25 protein-coding genes are annotated in these 22799 nt (G+C 63.7%); 10 read left to right on the top strand and 15 right to left on the bottom strand.

Annotated elements, in window-relative coordinates:
• Window positions 1-4: 4 nt before the first annotated feature.
• The 3 genes from GRI59_RS09225 to rpsD all read left to right on the top strand — a co-directional run bounded on the left by GRI59_RS09225 (window position 5) and on the right by rpsD (window position 1908).
• Entirely contained in the window at window positions 5-751 is a 747-nt protein-coding gene (locus GRI59_RS09225; protein WP_160760898.1) for an RNA methyltransferase, read from the top strand.
• A gap of 77 nt (window positions 752-828) precedes the next feature.
• Window positions 829-1107 carry a hypothetical protein gene (locus GRI59_RS09220; RefSeq protein WP_160760897.1) on the top strand — a complete coding sequence of 93 codons (279 nt, stop codon included), beginning with the start codon at window positions 829-831 and terminating at the stop codon, window positions 1105-1107.
• 186 nt (window positions 1108-1293) lie between these two features.
• The gene (gene rpsD / locus GRI59_RS09215) at window positions 1294-1908 is read left to right on the top strand and encodes a 30S ribosomal protein S4 (protein ID WP_160760896.1); all 615 of its coding nucleotides are present in this window, start codon (window positions 1294-1296) and stop codon (window positions 1906-1908) included.
• 78 nt (window positions 1909-1986) lie between these two features.
• On the opposite strand, the gene GRI59_RS09210 is transcribed toward rpsD, so the two are convergent.
• The 12 genes from GRI59_RS09210 to GRI59_RS09155 form a co-directional block, all read right to left on the bottom strand.
• A complete protein-coding gene (locus GRI59_RS09210) occupies window positions 1987-2298 on the bottom strand; it encodes a chorismate mutase (RefSeq protein ID WP_160760895.1) in 312 nt (103 codons plus the stop codon).
• A 53-nt stretch (window positions 2299-2351) separates the two neighbouring features.
• Entirely contained in the window at window positions 2352-4376 is a 2025-nt protein-coding gene (locus tag GRI59_RS09205) for an alpha/beta hydrolase family protein (protein ID WP_160760894.1), read from the bottom strand.
• Between the two features lie 53 nt (window positions 4377-4429).
• The gene (tgt, locus tag GRI59_RS09200) at window positions 4430-5566 is read right to left on the bottom strand and encodes a tRNA guanosine(34) transglycosylase Tgt (RefSeq protein ID WP_160760893.1); all 1137 of its coding nucleotides are present in this window, start codon (window positions 5564-5566) and stop codon (window positions 4430-4432) included.
• A gap of 123 nt (window positions 5567-5689) precedes the next feature.
• Window positions 5690-6250, bottom strand: a complete 561-nt coding sequence (locus tag GRI59_RS09195) for an outer membrane beta-barrel protein (protein WP_160760892.1) — start codon at window positions 6248-6250, stop codon at window positions 5690-5692.
• A 161-nt stretch (window positions 6251-6411) separates the two neighbouring features.
• Window positions 6412-7179, bottom strand: coding sequence for an ABC transporter permease (locus GRI59_RS09190; protein WP_183363619.1), 768 nt, complete (start codon window positions 7177-7179; stop codon window positions 6412-6414).
• The gene (locus GRI59_RS09185; RefSeq protein WP_160760890.1) at window positions 7179-8120 is read right to left on the bottom strand and encodes an ABC transporter ATP-binding protein; all 942 of its coding nucleotides are present in this window, start codon (window positions 8118-8120) and stop codon (window positions 7179-7181) included. Before GRI59_RS09185 ends, GRI59_RS09190 begins: the two co-directional genes overlap by 1 nt.
• Before the next feature lie 9 nt (window positions 8121-8129).
• Window positions 8130-9167 (bottom strand): tRNA preQ1(34) S-adenosylmethionine ribosyltransferase-isomerase QueA, encoded by a 1038-nt coding sequence (gene queA, locus GRI59_RS09180; RefSeq protein WP_160760889.1) that lies wholly within the window; start codon window positions 9165-9167, stop codon window positions 8130-8132.
• A gap of 42 nt (window positions 9168-9209) precedes the next feature.
• Window positions 9210-9938, bottom strand: coding sequence for a peptidylprolyl isomerase (locus tag GRI59_RS09175; RefSeq protein ID WP_160760888.1), 729 nt, complete (start codon window positions 9936-9938; stop codon window positions 9210-9212).
• Between the two features lie 87 nt (window positions 9939-10025).
• Window positions 10026-10538, bottom strand: coding sequence for a pantetheine-phosphate adenylyltransferase (coaD, locus tag GRI59_RS09170; protein ID WP_160760887.1), 513 nt, complete (start codon window positions 10536-10538; stop codon window positions 10026-10028).
• A gap of 37 nt (window positions 10539-10575) precedes the next feature.
• Window positions 10576-11340 (bottom strand): AIM24 family protein, encoded by a 765-nt coding sequence (locus GRI59_RS09165; RefSeq protein ID WP_160760886.1) that lies wholly within the window; start codon window positions 11338-11340, stop codon window positions 10576-10578.
• A gap of 34 nt (window positions 11341-11374) precedes the next feature.
• On the bottom strand, window positions 11375-12286 hold the full coding sequence (locus tag GRI59_RS09160; RefSeq protein ID WP_160760885.1) for a polyprenyl synthetase family protein: 912 nt from the start codon (window positions 12284-12286) through the stop codon (window positions 11375-11377).
• A 4-nt stretch (window positions 12287-12290) separates the two neighbouring features.
• The gene (locus GRI59_RS09155; RefSeq protein ID WP_160760884.1) at window positions 12291-12563 is read right to left on the bottom strand and encodes an exodeoxyribonuclease VII small subunit; all 273 of its coding nucleotides are present in this window, start codon (window positions 12561-12563) and stop codon (window positions 12291-12293) included.
• An 84-nt stretch (window positions 12564-12647) separates the two neighbouring features.
• Here GRI59_RS09155 and GRI59_RS09150 point away from each other — a divergent pair, with 84 nt between their 5' ends.
• Genes GRI59_RS09150 through GRI59_RS09135 form a run of 4 tightly spaced genes read left to right on the top strand, consistent with a single transcriptional unit; the run spans window position 12648 to window position 16458 of the window.
• Complete coding sequence (locus tag GRI59_RS09150) at window positions 12648-13073, top strand: DUF2177 family protein (RefSeq protein ID WP_166546294.1); 426 nt, start codon at window positions 12648-12650, stop codon at window positions 13071-13073.
• Between the two features lie 16 nt (window positions 13074-13089).
• The gene (locus GRI59_RS09145) at window positions 13090-13767 is read left to right on the top strand and encodes a hypothetical protein (protein ID WP_160760883.1); all 678 of its coding nucleotides are present in this window, start codon (window positions 13090-13092) and stop codon (window positions 13765-13767) included.
• A gap of 30 nt (window positions 13768-13797) precedes the next feature.
• A complete protein-coding gene (gene purL / locus GRI59_RS09140) occupies window positions 13798-16047 on the top strand; it encodes a phosphoribosylformylglycinamidine synthase subunit PurL (protein WP_160760882.1) in 2250 nt (749 codons plus the stop codon).
• Between the two features lie 3 nt (window positions 16048-16050).
• Window positions 16051-16458, top strand: a complete 408-nt coding sequence (locus tag GRI59_RS09135; protein ID WP_160760881.1) for a DUF3052 family protein — start codon at window positions 16051-16053, stop codon at window positions 16456-16458.
• Window positions 16459-16462: 4 nt separating this feature from the next.
• Here GRI59_RS09135 and GRI59_RS09130 read toward each other — a convergent pair whose 3' ends face one another.
• Window positions 16463-17260, bottom strand: a complete 798-nt coding sequence (locus GRI59_RS09130; RefSeq protein WP_160760880.1) for a Coq4 family protein — start codon at window positions 17258-17260, stop codon at window positions 16463-16465.
• A 107-nt stretch (window positions 17261-17367) separates the two neighbouring features.
• Here GRI59_RS09130 and GRI59_RS09125 point away from each other — a divergent pair, with 107 nt between their 5' ends.
• The gene (locus GRI59_RS09125) at window positions 17368-18054 is read left to right on the top strand and encodes a nitroreductase family protein (protein WP_160761597.1); all 687 of its coding nucleotides are present in this window, start codon (window positions 17368-17370) and stop codon (window positions 18052-18054) included.
• 9 nt (window positions 18055-18063) lie between these two features.
• Here the strand turns inward: GRI59_RS09125 and GRI59_RS09120 are convergent, their stop codons facing one another.
• Entirely contained in the window at window positions 18064-18903 is an 840-nt protein-coding gene (locus GRI59_RS09120) for a Coq4 family protein (RefSeq protein ID WP_183363620.1), read from the bottom strand.
• Between the two features lie 117 nt (window positions 18904-19020).
• Window positions 19021-19905 carry a phosphoserine phosphatase SerB gene (serB, locus tag GRI59_RS09115; RefSeq protein WP_160760879.1) on the bottom strand — a complete coding sequence of 295 codons (885 nt, stop codon included), beginning with the start codon at window positions 19903-19905 and terminating at the stop codon, window positions 19021-19023.
• Here serB and miaA point away from each other — a divergent pair.
• Window positions 19898-20854 carry a tRNA (adenosine(37)-N6)-dimethylallyltransferase MiaA gene (miaA, locus tag GRI59_RS09110; protein ID WP_160760878.1) on the top strand — a complete coding sequence of 319 codons (957 nt, stop codon included), beginning with the start codon at window positions 19898-19900 and terminating at the stop codon, window positions 20852-20854. The two genes, serB and miaA, sit on opposite strands and share 8 nt — an antisense overlap.
• A gap of 198 nt (window positions 20855-21052) precedes the next feature.
• Entirely contained in the window at window positions 21053-22798 is a 1746-nt protein-coding gene (ilvB, locus tag GRI59_RS09105; protein ID WP_160761595.1) for a biosynthetic-type acetolactate synthase large subunit, read from the top strand.
• Window position 22799: the final 1 nt, after the last annotated feature.

Here is a 22799-nt window from a genome sequence, read left to right as displayed (position 1 = left end):
GAACATGGCTGAACTCAACAAGCCGGTGATCGTGCTCGTGCGTCCGCAGCTGGGTGAGAACATCGGCAAGGCTGCCCGCGCGATGCTCAATTTCGGGCTGACCGAGATGCGGCTGGTGTCCCCCCGCGATGGCTGGCCCAACCCCTCGGCAGGGCCTGCTGCCTCGGGCGCAGACATCGTGCTGGAACAGGCCAAGGTCTACGCCACAACGGCCGAAGCGGTGGCCGATTGCCAGCACGTCCACGCCACCACTGTGCGCAAGCGCGGCGTCACCAAGCCGGTGATCGGCGCAGATGAAGCTGGGCGGTTGGTCCACACCGAGGCTGGTCGGCACGCGATCATTTTCGGCCCCGAACGCTCCGGCCTTGAGACCGAAGATGTGGCGCTGGCCCGCAATATCCTGACGATTCCCATCAACCCTGAGTTCGGCTCGCTCAATTTGGCGCAGGCTGTAATTCTGGTCGCCTATGAGTGGTCGCGCGCCGGGCGCGAGATGGCAGGAGTCGATCCGGTGCTGGTGCAGCCGACGATCGAAGAAATTCTGCCCCCCGCGCCGCAGGAAGAACTTGAGGGCTTGATCGCCCATTTCGAAGCGCTGCTCGGCCCGCGCGGCTATTTCCGCCCTGAAGGCCGCGCCGAGGCCAACCGCCGCACCTTGCGCGGGGTGCTCACCAAGCCGGGCTGGAACCATCTCGAAGTGCGCACCCTCAGGGGGGTTCTGACCACAATCGAGCGCGGGCGGATCGAGTAACGTCGTTCGTCGAACGGGGTTGGACACTGGCCAGTCAGCCGTTAGCTCTAGGGCACCCCGCCCCCAACCAATTGAGATTGCTGATGATTCCCCTGCGCCGCTTCCTGCTGGCCTGTGCCGGCAGCCTGCTGCTTTTGCCCTTCGCCGCAGCCGCCCAGTCTGACGGGCAAGCCAGCGAAACCCCGCCCGCGGCTGAGACGCCCGCTCCCAAGCCGGACGACGAAACGGCCAAGGAAGACACTGCCGAGGAAGACAAGCGCGTATGCAAGTCCGTCCGGGCCGATCCGTCGAGCCGCCGCAAGACGCGCGTGTGCCGTACGATCGAGGAATGGCGCGAATTGAACGTTCCGCTCTGATCGGACTCAGTGCAATCCGGCGCGCAACGCTTGACCTTCACGGTCATCCTGCTATGCGCGCGCCTTCGCAAATGGGCCCTGCACCCCGGTGAAGCAGTGGCCGCATCCCGCCTGATGGCGTGATGGAGCGATACCGGGTTCAATGGCTGCCCAATGGGGGCGGCCCAGCAATTTGAAGGAAGACGTATGTCGAAGCGCAAAAGCGCCAAGTACAAGCTTGACCGCCGGATGGGCGAAAACATCTGGGGTCGTCCCAATTCCCCGGTGAACAAGCGTTCCTACGGCCCCGGCCAGCACGGTCAGCGCCGCAAGGGCAAGATGAGCGATTATGGCCTCCAGCTGCGCGCCAAGCAGAAGCTGAAGGGCTATTACGGCGACGTCACCGAAAAGCAGTTCAAGCGCACCTATGCCGAAGCATCGCGCATGAAGGGCGATACCAGCCAGAACCTGATCGGCCTGCTCGAACAGCGTCTCGACATGGTGGTGTACCGCGCCAAGTTCGCGCCGACCATCTTCTCGGCCCGTCAGGTCGTCAGCCACGGTCACATCTATGTGAACGGTGTGAAGTGCAACATCGCCTCACGCCGCGTGGAAATCGGCGATGTCGTCAGCCTTGGCAGCAAGGCCAAGGAAATGGCGCTCGTGATCGAAGCCCAGGGCCTCGCCGAGCGTGATATTCCCGATTACGTCCAGCCCGATGGCAACGACAAGATCACCTTCACCCGCGTGCCGAAGCTCGACGAAGTGCCCTACCCGGTCACGATGGAGCCGAACTTGGTGGTGGAATTCTACTCGCGCTGATCCTTCGGACAGCGACGAATACGAAAAGGGCGGCCTTGCGGGGCCGCCCTTTTTCGTTGCAGGCTTAGGAAACCGGGGTCAGTCCCTGATCCGGTCCCATTCGCCGAATTCATAGGCGATCGAGCCTTCGACGAGGCGCTCCCAGATGTCGGCAATGACATCGGCGGGGATACCCTGAGCCTCGGCTTCGGCGACAGCGGCAGCGATCACGCTCGCTTTGCGCGCTTCGTCACGCACCGCATCGCGGGTCGGCTTGATCCGGGCAGCGGCGCGCATGTAGCCGAAGCGCTTGGCGAGCAGCGCCACCAGCTCGGCATCGAGCGCATCGACCCCGGCGCGCACTTCGGGCATGGTCTGGCAGTCTTCGGGGCTCAGGGGAAAATCGGTCATGGCCAGCGCCCTAAGCGGTCACAATGCCTCTTGTCGAGGGGCTTCCCGCGCCATCAACCGCCGGCAAGCGCCTCATCGAGAAAACGCCCGATATCGGCCAGCATCTCAGCGCGCGCTGCGCTGTCATCGAGCCCATGCTGAAGATCGGCATATTCGCGATACGTCACGGACTTTCCCGCTTCTTTCAAGGCGCGCTCCATCGCCTGCGCGTGACGCACATCGACATTGAGGTCGCGGGTGCCATGGAACAGCGCGACCGGCGCGGCAAACTTCTCGGCATGGCGGCGCGGGCTGCCCGAAGCGACGTGCGGACCCTCGCCCACATAGTCCCGCACAAGCCGAGAATTGGTGTAATCGCGAGCGTCAGCGATCAGGAAACCGAGATCGGTGACCGGCGCGATCGCCACTACCGCTTTGAACAGCGCGGGATCCAACACCTGCGATTGCAGCGCCGCATAGCCTCCATAGGACCACCCGGCGACGGCAAGCTTGTCTGGCACAACGATCCCTTCGCTCACCAGCCAGCGGCCTGCATCATTCACATCGCCAATCGCGACTTCCCATGCCTTAAAGCCGTTGCGCCCGTACCACGCTTCGCCATAGCCCGATGAGCCACGATAATTGGGCTGAAGCACGGCATAGCCCTTGGCCGTGAAGTACTGCACCAGCCAGTCAAACCCCCATTCGTCGCGCGCCGCCGGTCCGCCGTGGGGCAGGACGATGGCGGGCAGGCCCTTGCCATTCGAACCGGGCGGGAGGGTGAGATAGGCGGGGATCATTGTCCCGTCGCGCGCGGGGTAACTGACTGGCTTCATCTGCCCCATCGCCTGCCCTTCAAGCCGCGGACGCAGCGGCAGCAGTGGTTCCAGAGCGCGGGCCTTACGGTCGAACAGGTAGACCATGCCGGGCTGTGTGTCGCTTGAGGCGATCAGCAGCAGCTTCTGCTCGTCCGCACTGGCGCCAACGATATTGACCAGCGGTTGATCGGGCAAAGCCTTGCCGAGATCGGCGGCGAGCTTGGCCAGCGCCGGATCGAAGTAAGCGATCTCGCGCTTTTCCGTAGCGTAGCTCGCGCCGACCACGCGGTTCTTCCGGCCGATCCGGATCAGCCCGTCAACATCGACATCGCCGCGCGCCATCAGCAGTTTGCCAGACCCCGTGCCGTCCAGCGCAACTTCGGCAATCGCATCATAGCCGCTTTTGGTGACAAAGCCGAAAGCGACATTGCGCGCGCTATCGACCGCCAGCGGTATCATCCGCTCGACCGGCATCCCATCAATCGTGAGGGCTTCTAGCGGCACCCAACTGCTGCTGTCGGGCTTACGGAAGAAATAGCGGTAGGCGCCGGTAAGATTGCCGTTGATGTCGCTCAAGGCCTGCACCTTGATCCGAACCTGACCCTGTTCGTCGGCAATATAGCGCAATGTTGCATCATCGGGCTGTTCGCGCACCCGCCCGCGCCCATTGGCGGTATCGACCAGATCCACCCCCAGCCCTCTTTTCTCATTTCCGAGGCGTGACCCTGTCGTCGTCTCCGGGATGAAATTGCGGGTCATCATGACCATGCCTTCTTCGCCCGCCACATCCAGAGCAATCACATCGCCGCCGAACTGGTTGATGCCCAAGGCGCGCGGCGAATCCCGCTGACTTAACATCCGAATGTTGGTGCCGTCGGCGTTAAGCGCGATCAGGCGATCGAACGGGATCAGGATGCTGCCATTCCCGCCCCCCATGCCGGAGAACTGGCACAGCAGCCGTTCCTCGCTCGCCCACTGGCACGAATCGATGTCGACAACTTTTTCGGTGTTGGTCAGAACCGGCTTGACGGCAGCATCAGCCGTGAAGTCGATGACGTTGACGACCTCGGTGTGCCCAGGCCCGGCGGCCACGAAGACGATTTTGTTGCCCGAGGGCGAGAGGCTGATGTCGAGCACATCGCCGCGCGCACCGAAGCGGGTCGCTGCCGCGTCAGCACTCTCTTGCGCCCAAGCGTCGGAGGAGAATGCGCCCGCGGCCAGCACGCTGCCCGCGAGCAGCAGATCACGCGCCGCCAATGCGGCTTTGTTTGCCAAGATCATGAAGGCTCCCCGGTTCTGCAATGAGGTGCAGACTAGCGGGGGCAAGGCAGGGTTCAAGCCCCCCGGTGCAGATAATCCCGGCGGAAGTCGCTGGCAAAACTGGCAAAACGCCCGCCTGCAATGGCGTCGCGCATGCCCTGCATCAAGGCCTGATAGAAGCTGAGGTTGTGCTCGGTCACCAGCATCGCGCCCAGCATCTCGCCCGATTTGACGAGGTGATGGATATAGGCGCGGCTATAGGTGGTGCAGACGGGGCAGTGGCAGCGCTCATCCAGTGGGCCGGTATCCTCGGCAAAGCGCGCGTTCCTCAGGTTCAGCGGGCCATTCCACGTAAACGCCTGCCCGTTGCGGCCCGAGCGGGTCGGCAGCACGCAATCGAACATGTCGATCCCACGCTCAACCGCGCCGACCAGATCATCGGGCTTGCCCACACCCATCAGGTAACGCGGGCGGTCCGTCGGCAGCATGTCGGGCGCGCAGTCGAGCACGCCGAACATCGCCTCCTGCCCTTCGCCCACGGCAAGCCCGCCGACGGCATAGCCATCGAAGCCGATGTCGGTGAGCTTGTCGGCACTGATCCGGCGCAAGTCTTCATGCAGGGCGCCCTGCTGAATGCCAAACAAAGCGGCGCGGCTCGCATGTTCCTCGCCGCTGTCAAAGCCTTCGCGGCTACGCTTGGCCCAGCGCATGGAGAGCTCCATCGAGGCAGCGATCTCGTCCCGCGGACGGTCGGCGCGGGGACATTCGTCGAACGCCATGACGATGTCACTGCCGAGCAATCGCTGGATTTCCATCGAGCGTTCGGGCGTGATCATGTGCTTGCTGCCATCGAGGTGGCTGCGGAATTCGACGCCCTGTTCGGTCAGCTTGCGCAACTCGCTCAGGCTCATCACCTGATAGCCACCGCTATCGGTCAGGATCGGGCGCGGCCAGTTCATGAAGGTGTGCAGCCCGCCAAGCCGCGCCACGCGCTCCGCGCCGGGGCGCAGCATCAGGTGGTAGGTGTTGCCGAGGATGATGTCGGCGCCCGTGCCGCGCACGGCTTCGGGCTTCATCGCCTTGACCGTCGCCGCCGTGCCCACCGGCATGAAGGCCGGCGTGCGGATCTCGCCGCGCTGCATGGCGATGGTGCCCGTACGGGCCTTGCCGTCCGTGGCGTGGAGGGTGAAGGAAAAACGGGGGGCGGTCATTGGCCCCGCGCGCTAGCGAGGCGGCGCCCGCCTGTCACCCCTAAAGCGAGCCGGCCAAAAGCAAACGGGCCGCCCGCCATGATGACGAGCGGCCCGTTGCCAGTCTCAGTCCGGATCAGGCGATCAGAACTTGAAGCCCACGCCGACCGTGCCGCGCAGGGTGTCGAACGCGATGGTATCGACGTTGGCGCGCAGGACAACCGAGCTCACGGGAACTTCAACGCCGACGCCGACGAGGTAGTCACCAGCGGTGGTGTCCAGATTGGGGAAGTCGCTCTCGTCGAAATCGGGCACGCCGATCAGGTTACCGGCGTCGAGGTCGACCCACTGGTAGCCGCCGCGGGCATAGATCTTCGCGCCGCCATCGGTGCGGAAGCCGAGACGGGCTGATGCGCCGTATTCCGCGTCGATCGGGCCGCTGCCGAAGTGGGCGTTCCCTTCCACACCGGCGAACAGGTTGGTGCCCAGCGGGAAGTCGACCGCAGCAAAGCCACCGAAGATTTCGCCGCTTTCGTCGACGTCAAAGCCGTCGAGGTCGGCATCTTCAACATCCACGGCGAGGTCGTGGAGACCGACCGAAGCACCGATGGTGACTTCCGGCTGGTTCGAATCTTGGGCCTGCGCTGCGGCCGGCAGCGCAATCGCGCCCATCGCTGCGAGCGAAGCGAATGCGATCTTTTTCATTCTTGTTATCCTTCGTTTGACCGGCCGCAGGGGGTGCAGCAGGTGGTCAAACATCTAGGAATGCGTGACTTTCTGCGCAATGAACGAAGGTTGGACTTGCCGTTAATGTCAGCCAGACAGTGCATATGGTCCGACCAAGAGCCTTTGGCGATCTACGAACGTCACTCGCGAAGACGCCATCCTGTGCGGAAAATCACTGCAATAACAAGGGTACATAGCGCCAGGAAGCCGATTGTGAGGCCGAGCGACACGCCAATCGGCACATCGGACACACCGTAGAAGCTATAACGCAGGCCGCTCACCAGAAAAGCGATCGGATTGGCGAGCGCGACGGCGTCCCAGGGGCTGGGCAATTCGCGGATCGAATAGAATGTGCCGCCCAAAAAGGTCAGCGGCGTAAGGATCAGCATCGGAATGATCCCGAGCTTTTCGAAGCTATCCGCCCAGATGCCAAGAATGAAGCCGAACAGCGCAAAGCTGGCCGCGACCAGCATGATGTAGAACGCGGCCAGCAACGGATATTTGATCTCGTAATCCACAAAGAACGTCGCCGTGCCGAGGATGATGGCGGCCAGAATAAGCCCCTTGGTCGCCGCCGCCCCGACGAAACCGGCCAGCGTCTCGGCCACGCCGACAGGTGCGGAGAGCAGTTCGTAGATCGTGCCGGTGAAGCGCGGCATATAGATACCGAAACTCGCGTTGCTGGTGGTCTCGCCCAGCAGCGTCAGCATGAGCAGGCCGGGAATGATGAAGGCACCGTAAGGCACGCCGCCAATCGGCTCCATCCGCGCGCCGATTACCGATCCGAACACCACGAAATAGAGCGAGGTGGTCAGCACCGGAGAGAGGATCGACTGGAATGCGGTGCGGAAAGCGCGGGCCATTTCGCGGCGGTAGATGGCGAGCGCGCTGCGAGCGTTGAAATACATCACGCGGCCTCCTTCTCGCCCAGCAGGCCGACGAAAATGTCTTCCAGCGACGAATCGTGGATGTCGAGGCTGGTATAGGCAATGTCCGCGCGGGTTAGCGCTTGGGTAAGCTGCGCCACCTGTGCACGGCCCCCGCCCTGCCCGTTCCCGCCGCGATAGATCAGCTGCATCCCGTCCGCACCAATCTCCACCGGGAACCCGGCAAGCGCAGGCGGAATCGCGGCCAGCGGCGCGGCCAAGGTGATCACTGCCTCGGTGGTGCCGAGCCGCTCCATCATCGCGCGTTTTTCATCCACCATCAGGATACGCCCTCCGCGGATAATGCCGACGCGGTCGGCCATTTCCTCGGCTTCCTCGATGTAGTGGGTGGTGAGGATGATGGTGACGCCGCGCTCTTTCAGCGCCGCAATCTGCTGCCACATATCCTTGCGCAGTTCGACATCGACACCGGCGGTTGGTTCGTCGAGAAACAGCAACTCTGGCTCATGCGCCAGTGCCTTGGCGATCAGCACGCGGCGCTTCATCCCGCCGGACAGCGCGCGAATCTGTGCGTCCTTCTTGTCCCACAGCGACAGGCTGCGCAGGATCTCCTCAAGCCGCGCGGGATCATAGGGGCGGCCGAACAGACCTTGCGAATAGGCGATGGCGCGCCACACGGTCTCGAACATATCGGTCGCGAGTTCCTGCGGCACCAGTCCGATCCGTGCGCGGGCCTTGCGCCAATCGCGCGACAGGTCTTGCCCGAAAGCGGTGATCGTCCCGCCCGTGGGCCGAACCAGCCCGCATACCGCGCCGATCAACGTGGTCTTGCCCGCCCCATTCGGCCCCAGCAGCGCAAAGATCTCACCCGGGCGGATATCGAGATCGACCGAATCAAGCGCCCGCGGGCCGTTCTTGTAGGTCTTGGTCAGGCCGCGGATCGAGAGGATAGGTTCGCTCATTGCTACCGATTACGGGAGCAGCAGCGAGGAGTCACCATAGGAATAGAAGCGGTATTCATTCGCGATGGCGTGCTGGTAGGCCGCCATCATCCGATCACGCCCCATCAGCGCAGAAACCAGCATCATCAGGGTCGATTTAGGCAGGTGGAAATTGGTCATCAGCCCATCGACCGCGCGCAGTTTGTAACCCGGCGTGATGAAGATCGCGGTGTCTCCGGCGAAAGGCTGGATGATGCCGTTCTCATCCACCGCGCTTTCGAGCAGCCGCAGCGAGGTGGTGCCGACCGCGATGATCCGGCCACCCTTGGCGCGGGCTTCGTTGAGCTGATTGGCGGTCTCTGCCGAGATGCGGCCGAACTCGGCGTGCATCTGGTGATCGTCGGTGTCGTCCGCCTTTACCGGCAGGAATGTGCCCGCCCCGACGTGCAGCGTCAGCATCGCCCGCCCGATCCCGGCGGCGTCGATCGCGTCGACCAGTCTTGGGGTGAAATGCAGCGAGGCGGTGGGAGCGGCAACCGCGCCTTCCTCGCGCGCGAACATCGTCTGGTAGTCCTCGAGATCCTGCGCATCGACCCCGCGCTTCGACGCGATATAGGGCGGCAGCGGCATGGTGCCGGCACGGTCGAGCAGAACTTCGACGGGTTCCTCGCCTTCGAAGAACAGAGTGATCGACCCATCGGCAAGCCGCGCTTCGGCAATCGCGGTGACGCCGCCGCCGAAGACGATCTGGTCGCCCTCCTTCACGCGCTTGGCGTTGCGGACGAAAGCCTGCCAGCGCCTGAGGTCGAGCCGCTTGTGGAGAGTGGCGCCGATCTTGGCCTCGCCATCGGCACGTCGGCCTTCGAGCTGAGCGGGAATTACGCGGGTATCGTTGAACACCAGCACGTCGCCCGCGTTCAGCAGGCTCGGCAGGTCGCGCACGCCGCGATCCTCGAATGGAGCATCCGCCCCGCGCACAACGAGCATCCGCGCCGCATCGCGCGGGCGCACCGGTCGAAGCGCTATGCGTTCATTGGGCAAATCGAAATCGAACAGGTCAACCTTCATGGCGCGCGCCCGTAGCCCGATGGCGCGCCCGCGGGAAGCCCCTTAGGGGATCGGCGCGCTCAACATATCAGCCGAAATCGGCGCATCCTGAGCCGGAGCGGGCGGCGGCGGGGGCGGCAGGTTGTCGCTGGCGAGCGAGGCCTGGAGGATATAGGTCGGCGTCGCGGGAGGCTCGCCACGGTTGATCGCATCAACCGCTTCCATGTTCTCGATCACCCGGCCGAAATTGGTGTATTTCTTGTCGAGGCTGAAGCGCGGGTAGAACACGATGAAGAACTGGCTGTTGGCGCTGTCCTCCTCCGAAGCGCGCGCCATCGACAGCGTGCCGCGCACGTGCGGCATCGGGTTGAATTCGGCCTTCAGATCGGGAAGCTCGCTGCCGCCCTGCCCGGTGCCGGTCGGATCGCCGCCCTGCGCCATGAAGCCTTCGATCACGCGGTGAAACACCACGCCATTGTAAAAGCCTGCGCGGGTGAGCGTCTTGATCCGTTCGGCATGGGCGGGCGCCCATTCGGCAGCTAGGCGGATCTTGACCCGCTGGCCGTTCGACAGATCGAGCACCCAGACATTGTCGGGATCGACCGTGGGATCAAAATTGATCGGCGGATAGGTGCGCGCGACTGTGGGGACGGCTTCCTCATCCGCCTTTTCGGCATTGTCGCCGAAAGCCTCGGGCGGGGTATCGTCCTTCTGCTTCTGGGCGAACGCCGCCTGCGGGGCGGTGAACAGCAACAGGGCGGCAAGGGCAGGCGCAAGCTTGGTGATGATCATGGTTCCATCCGGATTTATGCGGGCGCTTTAGCCCTGCCCGGCTGACACTGCAATGAATGAGAGGCGCATTACCGCGATGGCTGAGCCTTAGTAATCGCCCTTCATCCCCTGCTCGCGCACACGGGCGTTAACTTCCTCGCATACAGGCTGGCTGACGAAGCGGGCGATATCGCCGCCATAGACCGCGATTTCCTTGACCAGCTTGGACGCGATCGGCTGGAGCGAGACATCCGCCATCAGGAACACGGTTTCGATATCGTCGTCGAGCTGCTGATTCATGCCAGCCATCTGATATTCGTACTCGAAATCGGCCACGGCGCGCAGGCCGCGGATAATGACATTGGCGCCCTGCTTCTGTGCGAATTTCACCAGCAGCGCGTTGAAGCCCACCACCTCGACATTGCTGAGGCCCATGTTCGCGACCTCGCGCTCCACCATGCGGAAGCGTTCGTCGGTGGAGAACATCGGGTTCTTGGACGGATTGGTGGTCACACCGATTATCAGGTGATCGACCAGCTTTGACCCGCGCCGGATGATGTCGGCGTGGCCCAGCGTGATGGGATCGAATGTCCCCGGGTAAATCCCGATGCGGCGGCTCATGACAATGTCCTCTCCCTTGGTCTGGCGCGTGTTCGGCTCAGGCGATCCGGGCTGACGGCGTGACCCAGACGCTGCCGGAACCACGCATCTTGTAGACAAATCCCTCACCTGACCGCATCGCGCTGCGCAGGCCCTGCACCAGCGGGCCAATCGTCACTTCAAGCGAGGCGGAATACATCAGCATGAAATCGCCATCGACCACGACTTCCTCACCGGGGCGCACCGGCACCTCGTCAATTTCGTGCACCGGCACCGGGCTTTCGACAGCGAACACCCCTGAACCCGTGATCTTGGGCTGTGCGAGGCCATTGCCCGAAAACATGCCCGAGACCGATTTGTGCATATGCGTGGTCAGCGAAATCTCTGCCGCGCAGGCATAGAACGCCCGGTCATCCAGCAGCAAAGCATCTTGCGGGCCATCCATCGTCGCCAGCACGAAATGTCGGCGCACCGGCTCGCACCAGATCGTGCCCGATCCGGAATAACGCGTCGCATGGGCAGATTCGCCGGTCGCGGCTGAGGCGGCGGCGCGCGCGAAGAAGCCCTTGTTCGCCTCGTGGCGGACCACTTCGGCGCTGAGGTTGCCATAGGAGTATTGCAGCGCGCCCGGTTCGATCAGAACCGATGCGTTGCTGAGTTCGATTTCAAGCTGGTGCACATCCGTCGGCTCGGCGATGTAGTGCATCTGGCCTTCCACACCGGTGGGCAGCCCGCGCGCGACCATCTTCTTTTCGACATAGCGATGCACCCGCATGGTGACACCGCCACGGCTTTCTTCCTGAATCATCTGCCGGAATGCCATCAGCTTTCCCCTCTGTTTGCCGTGAGAACTTCGCTCAGGACTCGCGTTCGACGATAAAGCGGGCGAGCGCGCGCAGGATGTCCGCCTCGCTGCCATAGGAGGCAAGGCGCAGGACGGCCTGATCGACCAGCGCGCGGGCCTGTTCACGGGCCTTTTCCGCGCCCATCAGCGTCACGAAGGTCTGCTTGCCTTGGCTTTCGTCCTTGCGCAGCGCCTTGCCCGCCTTCTCGATATCGCCTTCGACATCGAGCAGATCGTCAGCGATCTGGAACGCGAGGCCGATATCGCGGGCATAAGCCCTCAGATGCGCGCGGCCCTGCGGCGCGACCTTGCCGAGGATTGCCCCCATCTCGACACTGGCAGCCAGCAGCGCGCCGGTTTTCAGCTGTTGCAGCCGGGTGATGGTGTGGAGGTCATATTCGACCCCTTCCTCATCCGCGACCATGTCCATCATCTGCCCGCCGGCCATGCCGTGCATCCCCGATGCCTTGCCCAGCGTCAGGATCAGCTCACTGCGGGTGAAGGGGTCTTCGCTGGTGGCATCGTCCGCGAGAATTTCGAAGGCCAGCGCATGGAGCGCATCGCCCGCCAGCACCGCGGTTGCCTCGTCATAGACCTTGTGCAGGGTCGGCTTGCCATGGCGCAGATCGTCATTGTCCATGCAGGGCAAGTCATCGTGGATCAGCGAATAGACGTGGATCGCCTCAATCGCAGCGCCCGCGCGCAGCGCCGCATCACGCGAGACGCCGAACAGGCTGGCGGTGCTGCACACCAGCAGCGGGCGCACCCGCTTGCCGCCGCCGATCGCGGCATAGCGCATCGCCTCGATCAAACGCGCGCTGGTATCATCCGGCACCGGCAACAGCGCATCGAACAGCGAATCGATTTCGGACTGCACATTGCGGATCGCGTCGCTCAGCACATTGCCTTGTGTCTCTGCCAGCATCGGTTCAGCCTTCCGCGTCAAAGGCCTGAGTGCCGGTCGCCCGGCCATCGGCTGCCGTCACAATCCGCTCGATCCGAGCCTGCGCCGCGTCGAGCCGCTGCTGGCAGGCAAGCCGCAGCGCCTCTCCGCGTTCATAAAGGCTGATCGACTGATCCAGCGGCACATCCCCGCGCTCAAGCGCCTGCACGATCTGTTCGAGCGCGGCCAGCGCCTGCTCGAAGCTCATGCCTGCAATGTCTTGTCCGGCAGTTGCCGGTGATCCTGTGCCCTCGTCCATGGTGCCAAGCATTGACGGGGCGCGCGGGCGCGGTCAAGGCTGGCCGTGACGGGCGGGATCACCAAAACAGGAATTGCACGCAATATGCTTAAGTGGATCATCGCCTATGGCGTCGCAGCCGTATCCTTTCTGGCGTTTGACATCGTCTGGCTGCGCTGGGCGGCGGGCAATCTCTATCGCCCGGTGATCGGCGAGATCATGGCCAAGGACTTCAACGCCGGTGCGGCGATTGCCTTCTATCTGATCTACATCGCCGGCATCACCTGGTTTGCAATCCGTCCGGGGATCGAGAGCGGGACGGTGCAAGCTGCCGTGCTCAACGGGATTTTGCTTGGCGCGCTGTGCTACGCCACCTTCGACCTCACCTCGCAGGCGGTGATGAAGGTCTGGGCGACGCATATCAGCGTGCTCGATATCTTGTGGGGCGCGTTCGTGACCGGCGCGGCGAGCGGGATTGCCACCTTTGTGGTGCTCCGCTTCGTCCCGGCCACCGCCGCAACGCCCAGCTGAGGCGCACGCTGCTTCCATGTTCATCGGCCACTTCGCCCCTGCTTTCGTCGCCGCTGCGGTCAGCCCTGAGCGGCCGCGGTTGGGGCTGATGTTCGTGGCGGCGCAGCTGGTCGACTGGGCGTTCTTCATCTTCAGCATCATCGGCGTCGAGCACATGCGCATCGTCGACCCGCCAGCAAGTGTGATGTCGCCGATCGACTTTTATCACATGCCCTATACCCACAGCCTGATCGGAACCACGATCTTTGCCGCCGCGCTGCTCGGCGTGGTGGCGGTGCAGCGCCGCGATGTGAAGCTGGGCGCGCTGGCCGGACTAGTGGTGCTGTCGCACTGGCTGCTCGACTGGCTGGTACACGTGCCCGATCTGACGCTGGACGGCACGCCGCCCAAACTCGGGCTGGGCCTGTGGGACATGCCGTGGGTCGCGATCCCGCTGGAGCTGGGGCTGACGCTTGGCGCCTTCGCCTTTTATCTGCGCCGGACGCGTGGCCCGGCGGGGCCGCCTGCGATTCTCATCGGCGTGATGCTGCTGTTGCAGGCGATCAGCTGGTTCGGCCCGCACCCGGAGAGCGCCGGGGTATTCTTCGCCATGCAGGCGCTGCTCGCTTTCGGGATCATGACCGCGCTGGCGACGTGGGTCGGGGAGAATCGCTGGTTCCGCAAACGCGGCAACTTGGCCTTCGCGCTTCAGTAATCTAGGGGGCTGCCCAAGGAGTCCCTGTCCATGTCCCAGTCGACCACCATCACCCCTGAAATCGTCGAACAGCACGGCCTTTCGCCCGAGGAATACGAGCGCGTCCTGCACGCGCTGGGCCGCGAGCCGAACCTTGTGGAGCTTGGCATCTTCTCGGTGATGTGGTCGGAGCATTGCAGCTACAAGTCCTCGCGCCTGCACCTCAAAAAGTTGCCGACCGAGGCCCCGTGGGTGATCTGCGGTCCGGGTGAGAACGCGGGCGTGATCGACATTGGCAACGGGCAGGCGGCGATCTTCAAGATGGAGAGCCACAACCACCCGAGCTACATTGAACCCTATCAGGGCGCGGCGACGGGCGTCGGCGGCATCCTGCGCGACGTCTTCACTATGGGCGCGCGGCCGATGGCCAATGCCAATGCGCTGCGGTTCGGACGGCCCGAACACCCCAAGATGAAGCATCTGGTCCAGGGCGTGGTTGCGGGCATCGGCGGTTACGGCAACTGCGTGGGCGTGCCGACCGTGGCGGGCGAAACCAATTTCCACCCGGCTTACGATGGCAACATTCTCGTCAATGCGATGACCGTGGGCGTGGCTGATCAGGACAAGATTTTCTATTCGGCTGCGACCGGGCTCGGGAACCCGATCGTCTATGTCGGCAGCAAGACCGGGCGCGACGGCATCCACGGCGCGACCATGGCGAGCGCGGACTTCGGCGAAGATGCCGATGCAAAGCGCCCGACGGTGCAGGTCGGCGATCCCTTCACCGAGAAGCTGCTGATCGAGGCCTGCCTCGAACTGATGGCGACCGATGCCATCGTCGCCATTCAGGATATGGGCGCGGCGGGCCTGACCTCGTCGTCGGTCGAAATGGCGTCCAAGGGTGGCGCGGGCATCCGGCTCGACATGAACAAGGTCCCTTGCCGTGAAACCGGTATGACGCCCTATGAAATGATGCTGAGCGAGAGCCAGGAGCGGATGCTCATGGTGCTGAAGCCCGGCAAGGAGCCGATGGCCGAGGCGATCTTCAAGAAGTGGGAGCTCGATTTCGCGGTGATCGGCGAAGTCACCGACACCGGCCACATGGTGCTCGAATTCAATGGCGAAGTGGTGTGCGACATTCCGCTCGATCCGCTCGCCGACGATGCCCCGCTTTATGACCGGCCTTACCTCTCCAAGGAAGAATACGCGGTGTGGGCGGGCGTGAAGCCGCTCGGCGAGGTGCCCGCGAGCGATGACATCGCGGCGGACCTGCTGACGATGATGGGCTCGCCCGACCTCGCCTCACGCCGCTGGATTGCCGAGCAATATGATTCGCAGGTCGGCGCCGATACGCTCCAGACTGGCGGGGACGCGGGTGTGGTGCGAGTGCATGGCACGGGCAAGGCGCTCGCCATCACCACCGATTGCACCCCGCGCTATGTCTTCGCCGATCCGTACGAGGGTGGTAAGCAGGCCATTGCCGAAGCCTACCGCAACCTTTGTGCGGTTGGTGCACGCCCGCTGGCAGTGACCAACTGCCTCAACTTCGCCAACCCCCAGCGTCCCGAGATCATGGCGCAGATCGTCCACGCGCTCGAAGGCATGGGCGATGCCTGCCGGATGCTGGACTTCCCGATCGTGAGCGGGAACGTGTCGCTCTACAATGAGAGCAAGGCCACCGGCGGCGGTTCGGCGATCCTGCCCACCCCGGCTATCGGCGGCGTCGGCATCATCACCGATCTGTCGAAGATGATGACGATGCACTTCAAGCAGGCCGGCGATGCGATCTACCTCGTCGGGCCGGAATTCTGGGCCAAGCCCGACCCCACCCGCTCGCACCTCGGCCAGTCGCTGTGGCTGCGCGTCGTCAAAGGCGTGGAAGCGGGTCGCACCCCGCCGACCGATCTGGTGGTCGAGCGCACGGCTGGCGAGATCATCCATGAATTGATTGCTGATGGTCTCGTCAATGCTGTCCACGACCTGTCCGACGGCGGCCTTGCCGTGGCGCTCGCGGAAATGGCGCTCGCAGGCGGCATCGGGGCCGAGGCCGATCTGGCGGGCAATCCCGATTATTCACCTGCGCAATGGTGGTTCGGTGAGGATCAGGGGCGCTATCTGGTGACCGTCCCCGATGTCGCAGCGCTCAACGCCGCCCTCGCCAAGGGCACGCGCGATGCGGACACGGCGCAGATTGGCTTCCAGCGGATCGGCACCGTGGGCGGTGATCAGGTGCTCGGCATCCCGCTCATCGAATTGCGCGCCGCAAACCAGCGGTTCTTCGACGAGTGGATGGAATCCTGAGCAATGACCTCCGGCTATTCCGGCACGCCGCTCGTCAAGAAGCTGAACTTGCGTGACGGGATGCGGGTGTGGTTCGACGCCATGCCCGAGCATGTTATCGACGAGATCGACGAATATGCGCTCGAACTGTTCTTCGTAGCCGACCCGGCCGAAGGGATCGATGCCGCGCATATCTTCGTGACGACCCGCGCCGCGCTGGAGACGCAGCTCACCGCGCTGCGGCATCAGATTGCGCCAGAAGGTCAGATCTGGGTGAGCTGGCCGAAGAAAGCCGCCAAGGTCGAAACCGACATCACCGAAGACACAATCCGCGAGATTGCCCTGCCCCTCGGTCTGGTCGACACCAAGGTTTGCGCGATTGACGAGGTCTGGTCAGGCCTCAAGCTCGTGATCCGCAAGGAACTGCGCTGAAGCCTCAGGCCGCCTCCGCGCCAGCCCCGCCGAGCGTCAAATCCTCCCGCATCATGCCCTCGCCCTCAAGGATCGCAAGACACTGGCGATAGACCTCGGGCTTGCCGATATTCAGCCGCGCCCGCGCTTCGCCGATATCCTCGTGCATCAGCGCTGCAATGTCCTGATGCGAAATCTTGGCGGCAGCACGGCCCAGCCTGCGGCCTTCCTTGATCGCGGCGAAGATCGGCGCCTTGGTGCCGCTCACCTTCTTGATCTGGCGCGCGCCGGCATAGGCGATGAACAGGATGCCGGTGTTGTGATTCTGCTCATAGGAGAAGCCCAGCAAGCTGACCTCGCCCAGCGCATCGCGGCCATAGCCGGTCAGCACGTGGAACAGGTCATGCGTGTCGCGCTGGCGATCGAAATACCACTGGGTCTGATCGCGCGGCAGGCTTTCTGGCGGCGCCCAGCGGTGGCTCTCGGCCACCAGACCTGCCGCCGACAGGCCTTCGCGCTTCATGAAGGCGATGTAATGCGCCGCAACGCTGTTCGGCGCGCAATCGGCCCAGCGCGCGTGATCATCGAGCATTGCGGGGATATCCACGCCATCGGCAAGGAAGCGCTGACCTTCGGTCGATCGGACGAAATCGCGCGCCTGCGCAAGGCTGCGCCTGCCTTTGGTCGCTTCGATGATGTGGAACACCTGCTCGGTGTCCTCCTTGTCATCGACCAGCTTGCCGAAATGGTGCAGCACCTTGAGCGGCCGGAAGCCCGACACCTTGCGTTCGGGGGCAAGCAGCGGAAGATCGGTGAAGGCCATCGTGTAACGTCCTTTGCGCGAGTCGCGAATTAGGTTCAGGAAATGCCACTTACATCAATGTCAGTTAAATGTCCATTGCCCGCTCGATCGAGGTCACACGCCCACCGATGAACGCCCATGACGCCCAGCCATATACCCTGCCGCATCTGTCTGATGAGGAGGCTGTTGCGCGCGTGCAGGATTTTGCCCAGCGCCTGAAACAGCGCCGCACCTGCCGCTGGTTCTCCGACGCGCCCGTCCCGCGCGGCGTGATCGAAGCCGCCATTGCCGCTGCCGGAAGCGCGCCTTCGGGCGCCAATCATCAACCGTGGCATTTCGCCGTCATCACGGCGCCTGACCGCAAGCGCGCGATCCGCGAAGCGGCGGAGGCTGAGGAGCGGCGCTTCTATGGCGCGGACGGCGATGAGCCCAAGGCAGGCGCGGAATGGCTCTCGGCGCTCAAGGACTTGGGGACCGATGCCGACAAACCCTTCCTCGAAACGGCGCCCTATCTGATCGTCGTCTTCGCACAGCGGAAGGGCGGGATCGCCGAGGATGGGGAGACGCAGAACTACTACGTCAATGAAAGCGTCGGCATTGCCTGCGGGCTGCTGCTGGCGACCCTGCACGAGGCTGGGGTAGCAACGCTCACCCACACGCCGTCCCCAATGGGATTCCTGCGCCGGATTTGCGAACGGCCCGAATGGGAAAAGCCGGTGATGATCGTCGTCGCAGGCCGCCCTGCCCCGGACGCGACCGTTCCGGCCCATGCATTGGTCAAGAAACCGCTGGAGCAAATCGCCAGCTGGCTATGACGCAAGGAATTAAGCAGCGAGCAGTTCCGGTTCGGCCGACTTGCTTGCCAGAAGGTTGTGAGGGTCAATCCCCTCGGCCTGCCAGATGCGGTGGCATTCGCGATATTGTTGGGGCTGCGGGATGCGCATTTCGGCGCGCACCTCGTCAAGCGGACGGGCCAGCAGCTCGCGGATCGGCTGAGCCATGAGCTGCGGCGCACCCTTGCCGGTCCGATGCGCCTCGCGCACGGCACCAAACACCGGCGCGGCGCTGCCCTTGGCCAGATTTTTGATGTTGGCGGCACCAGCATAACCGATCAGCAGGTGGCCCTGGCTGGGCGACTGGCCATGCGTGAACAGCAGTACGCTGGCTTCGCCCAGCGCATCGCGGCCATAACCGGTGAGAATGTGGAACAGGTCATGCGTATCGCGCGAACGATTGATGAACCATTCGATCAGATCAGGGTATCGCGGCCGCCCAGCGCGATCGGATTCGGCGACCAAGCCCGCAGCTGAAAGCCCCTCGGCCTCCATGAAATCGCAATAGGCATGAGCAAGGCTACCAGCAGGTGTGCGGCGTAGAGCGGCATGATCGTCGAGAATCTCCGGCAGGTTTGGCTCGGCTGACCGCAGCATTTCACCGCGCTCGGACAAGGCAAGTTCTGCGACGCGCGGAAGGAAATCCTTCGAGGGCAGCGATTCGAAAATCTTGAAGACGGCTGCGGTGTCTTCCTTGTCTTTCATCAACTTCCGAAAGTTGCGGACCGCGCGCATCGGGCGATACTTCGCCGCCGGGCGATCAGGGTGCAACAACACGGTGCCGTCGGCGGCGAACATGCGGGTGTAGGCGTCACGATCGGGTTGGGTCATGCGAGTGCGGTCCTTCAAGATGGGCTGGCTTTAGCCCCGCTTGCTTACACCAATGTTAATAACCGATTCGGTATCACAAACAAAACCCTTTTTGCGCCTCCCCGTTCCCGGTGGCGATCACGCGTCACGCCAGTCACTGCGCGGCACACCGAGAAGGCACAAAACCGCCGTCAGATCGCCCGCATCGACACGCCCATTGGCCGCTGCGCGCGCCTTGGGCTTGGCGCGATAGGCAAAGCCATAGGTGGCCGCTTCGATCATCGGGATGTCATTCGCGCCGTCTCCGGTGGCGAGGCTATGTGCGCCCTCGCCCAGCCCAGTCAATTCATCACGCAACACAGCAGCCTTGACCGCGCTGTCGGTGATAGGGCCGATCAGCCCCCCGGTGAGCTTGCCGCCTTCGACCCCAAGCCGGTTGCCGACCACCCGGTGAAAGCCGAGCATCTCTGCCACGGGATCAGCAAAGTGATGGAAACCGCCCGTCACCAGCACCGTCCGCGTGCCGAGCGCCGCCAGTGTCGCCACCAGCACCTTTGCCCCCGGCGTGGCAGTGATCCGGTCAGCAAGGCAGGCATGTATCGCGCTTTCCTCCAGACCCGCGAGCAGCGCCACCCGCTCCCGCAACGCGGCTTCGAAATCAAGTTCGCCCTGCATCGCGCGTTCCGTGATCGCGGCGATTTGCGGCTTCAAGCCGGCGTAATCCGCCAGCTCGTCGATGCATTCCTGCCCGATCATGGTCGAGTCCATGTCCGAGACGAACAGCCGCGGCACTTCGATCGCCCCGCGCGCAACCAGCATCGCGGCAGGCTCGAACACTGCATCGATAGCAGCCAGCACGGCGGCGGGATCGCCCTCACCCATATGTAGTTCGAGAACGCCGTCATCGCCTTCGGGCATGGCGGCTGCTTCCAGCGGCACGCCGCTTTGCGCCAAAGCACCCGACAGCGCATCGAGACGCGTTTCACATTCTGTCGTCTCTGCTATCAGCCGCGCAATGAGCATTCCTGTATCTCCACCAGCACCGCTCGCGCTCATCGCAGGGCCGACCGCGAGCGGCAAGAGCGCGATTGCGCTCGCACTTGCCCACGCCCTCGCCGAGACCGGCCAGCGGCCTGTCATCATCAATGCCGATAGCGCGCAGGTCTATGCCGACTTGCAGGTGCTCTCCGCGCGTCCCTCCGAGGATGAGATGGAAGGCATCGAGCATCGCCTGTTCGGGGCTTGGGACGGGGCGGAGGCGTGCTCGGTCGCCGCATGGGCGACAGCGGCCAAGGCCGAAATCGCCAAGTGCCATGCGGCGGGCGATGTGCCGATCCTGGTTGGCGGCACCGGAATGTATGTGAAGGTGCTGATCGAAGGCATCGCCCCGATCCCTGAAATCGACCCCGCCGTGCGTGCCGCCGTTCGCGCACTGCCCGAGGATGCGGCTTACAAGCTGCTCCAGCTGGAAGACCCCCTGCGCGCCGCCGAGCTTGATCCGGGAGATCGCCAGCGGATCGCCCGAGCGCTTGAGGTGAAACGCTCGACCGGCGTGACGCTGGGCGATTGGCAGCTCGCCAAGGCAGGTGGGATCGGCGACGAGGTGACGCTCTACCCGCTGCTGCTCGAACCCGACCGGCCGTGGCTTTATGAGCGCTGCGACCTGCGGTTCGAAACGATGCTGGAGGCAGGCGCGATTTCCGAGGTCGAAGCCCTGCTCGCCCGCCAGCTTGACCCCGATTTGCCGGTCATGCGTGCCATAGGCGTGCCCGAGATTGCCGCGTTTCTCTACGAAGAAGTCACCTACGAAGCGATGATCGCCGCCGGCGCGCAAGCGACCCGCAACTTTGCGAAACGCCAGTTCACGTGGTTCCGGCGCCAACCCCCGCCGGAATGGCCTCGGGTGGCACTCGGGTATGAATCCGAATGTATCGAATTGGGCGCGTATTTCGCATCATTATTACGCAATTAAGGGTTGACCTATCAGATTATAACCTTTAGCGGCGACATCAATCGGCCCGATGCGCCCCCTGCGTCGGGCCAGTTTTGTTGTTAACGCCCTGTCCGTGCGGCCCTTTCTGGCTTCATGCGATCCAATAGATGGAGTTGCCCCGTGCCCGGCAAGCCGGACTCTGCCCCGACCAAGCGGCCTTCGGACAATAGCAGCGCCATGAGCGGCGCGGCGATCCTCGTGCAGTGCCTGATCGAACAGGGCGTCGAATATGTCTTCGGCTACCCGGGCGGCGCGGTGCTGCCGATTTACGACGAATTGTTCGGCGATGAGCGCATCCGCCACATTCTCGTCCGCCATGAAGCAGGCGCGGCTCACGCAGCAGAGGGCTATGCCCGCTCCACCGGCAAGCCCGGCGTGGTGCTGGTCACTTCCGGCCCCGGCGCGACCAATGCGATCACCGGCATCGCCGACGCGTGGATGGATTCGATCCCGCTGGTCGTCATAACCGGGCAGGTGCCCACCAGCCTGATCGGCACGGACGCGTTTCAGGAAGCGGACACGATCGGCATCACCCGCCACTGCACCAAGCACAATTATCTCGTGAAGGACCCGGCTGATCTGGCCGCCACGATCAAGGAAGCCTTCCTGATCGCCACCACAGGTCGGCCCGGCCCGGTCGTGATCGACATCCCCAAGAACGTGCAGATCGCCGTCCCCTCGGAACGCCGCGCGCTGACGCGGGCGGGCGCGCATCGCTATGCGCCGCAGACGGTTGCTCCGGTCGATCAGATCATCGAAGCGGTCGAACTGATCGCCAATGCTCAGCGCCCGATCTTCTACACCGGCGGCGGGGTCATCAATTCGGGCCCGGAGGCGAGCCGCCTGCTGCGCCAGTTGCAGGACATCACCGGCGCTCCGGTCACGTCCACGCTGATGGGCCTCGGCGCCTTCCCTTCGCAGCACCCCGATTGGCTCGGGATGCTCGGGATGCACGGCACCTACGAAGCCAATATGGCGATGAACAAGTGCGACGTGATGGTCTGCATCGGCGCGCGCTTCGACGACCGGGTGACCGGCCGGCTTGATGCCTTCTCGCCGGACTCCAAGAAGATCCACATCGATATCGACCGCTCCTCGATCAACAAGACCGTGCCGGTCGACATGGGCATTGTCGGTGATTGTGGCACGGTGCTGGCGCAGATGATCGAGGCGTGGGGCGCACGGCAAGCGCGCAATCTGGGCGAATGGAAAGCCCGGATCGCCGGTTGGCGCGCGCGTGAGTGTCTTGCCTATCCCGAACGCTCGGTGAAGCATCCGGGCATGATCATGCCGCAAAAGGCGGTTGAGCGGCTCCACGCCCTCACCCACCGCCGCAATCCGATTATCACCACCGAAGTCGGCCAACACCAGATGTGGGCGGCGCAGTATTTCGGATTTGAAGACCCGAACAAATGGCTGACCAGCGGCGGCCTCGGCACGATGGGCTACGGCCTGCCCGCCGCGATCGGCGCGCAATTGGGCCACCCGGACGCGCTGGTGATCGACATCGCGGGCGAAGCTTCGATCCAGATGAACATCCAGGAACTCGGCACCGCGAGCCAATACCGCCTGCCGGTCAAGATCTTCATCCTCAACAACGAATATATGGGCATGGTCCGCCAGTGGCAGGAACTGACCTATGAGAGCCGCTATTCGAACAGCTACTCCGACAGCCTCCCCGATTTCGTGAAGCTAGCCGAAGCTTACGGGTGGAAGGGCATCCGCATCACCGAGGAGCGCGATCTGGATGACGGGATCATGCGGATGCTGGATCATCCCGGCCCCGTGATTGTCGACTGCCTCGTCGCGCAGGATGCCAACTGCCTGCCGATGATCCCGTCAGGCGCGGCGCATACCGACATGATGCTGTACGGCGACAAGGTCGACGGCACGATGGACGACGAGGCCAAGGCGCTGGTCTAAG

The sequence above is a fragment of the Erythrobacter ramosus genome, assembly GCF_009828055.1.
GTDB lineage: Bacteria > Pseudomonadota > Alphaproteobacteria > Sphingomonadales > Sphingomonadaceae > Erythrobacter > Erythrobacter ramosus.
The sequence above is the reverse complement of the archived record's forward strand: the minus strand, read 5'-3'. Positions and strand labels throughout refer to the sequence as shown.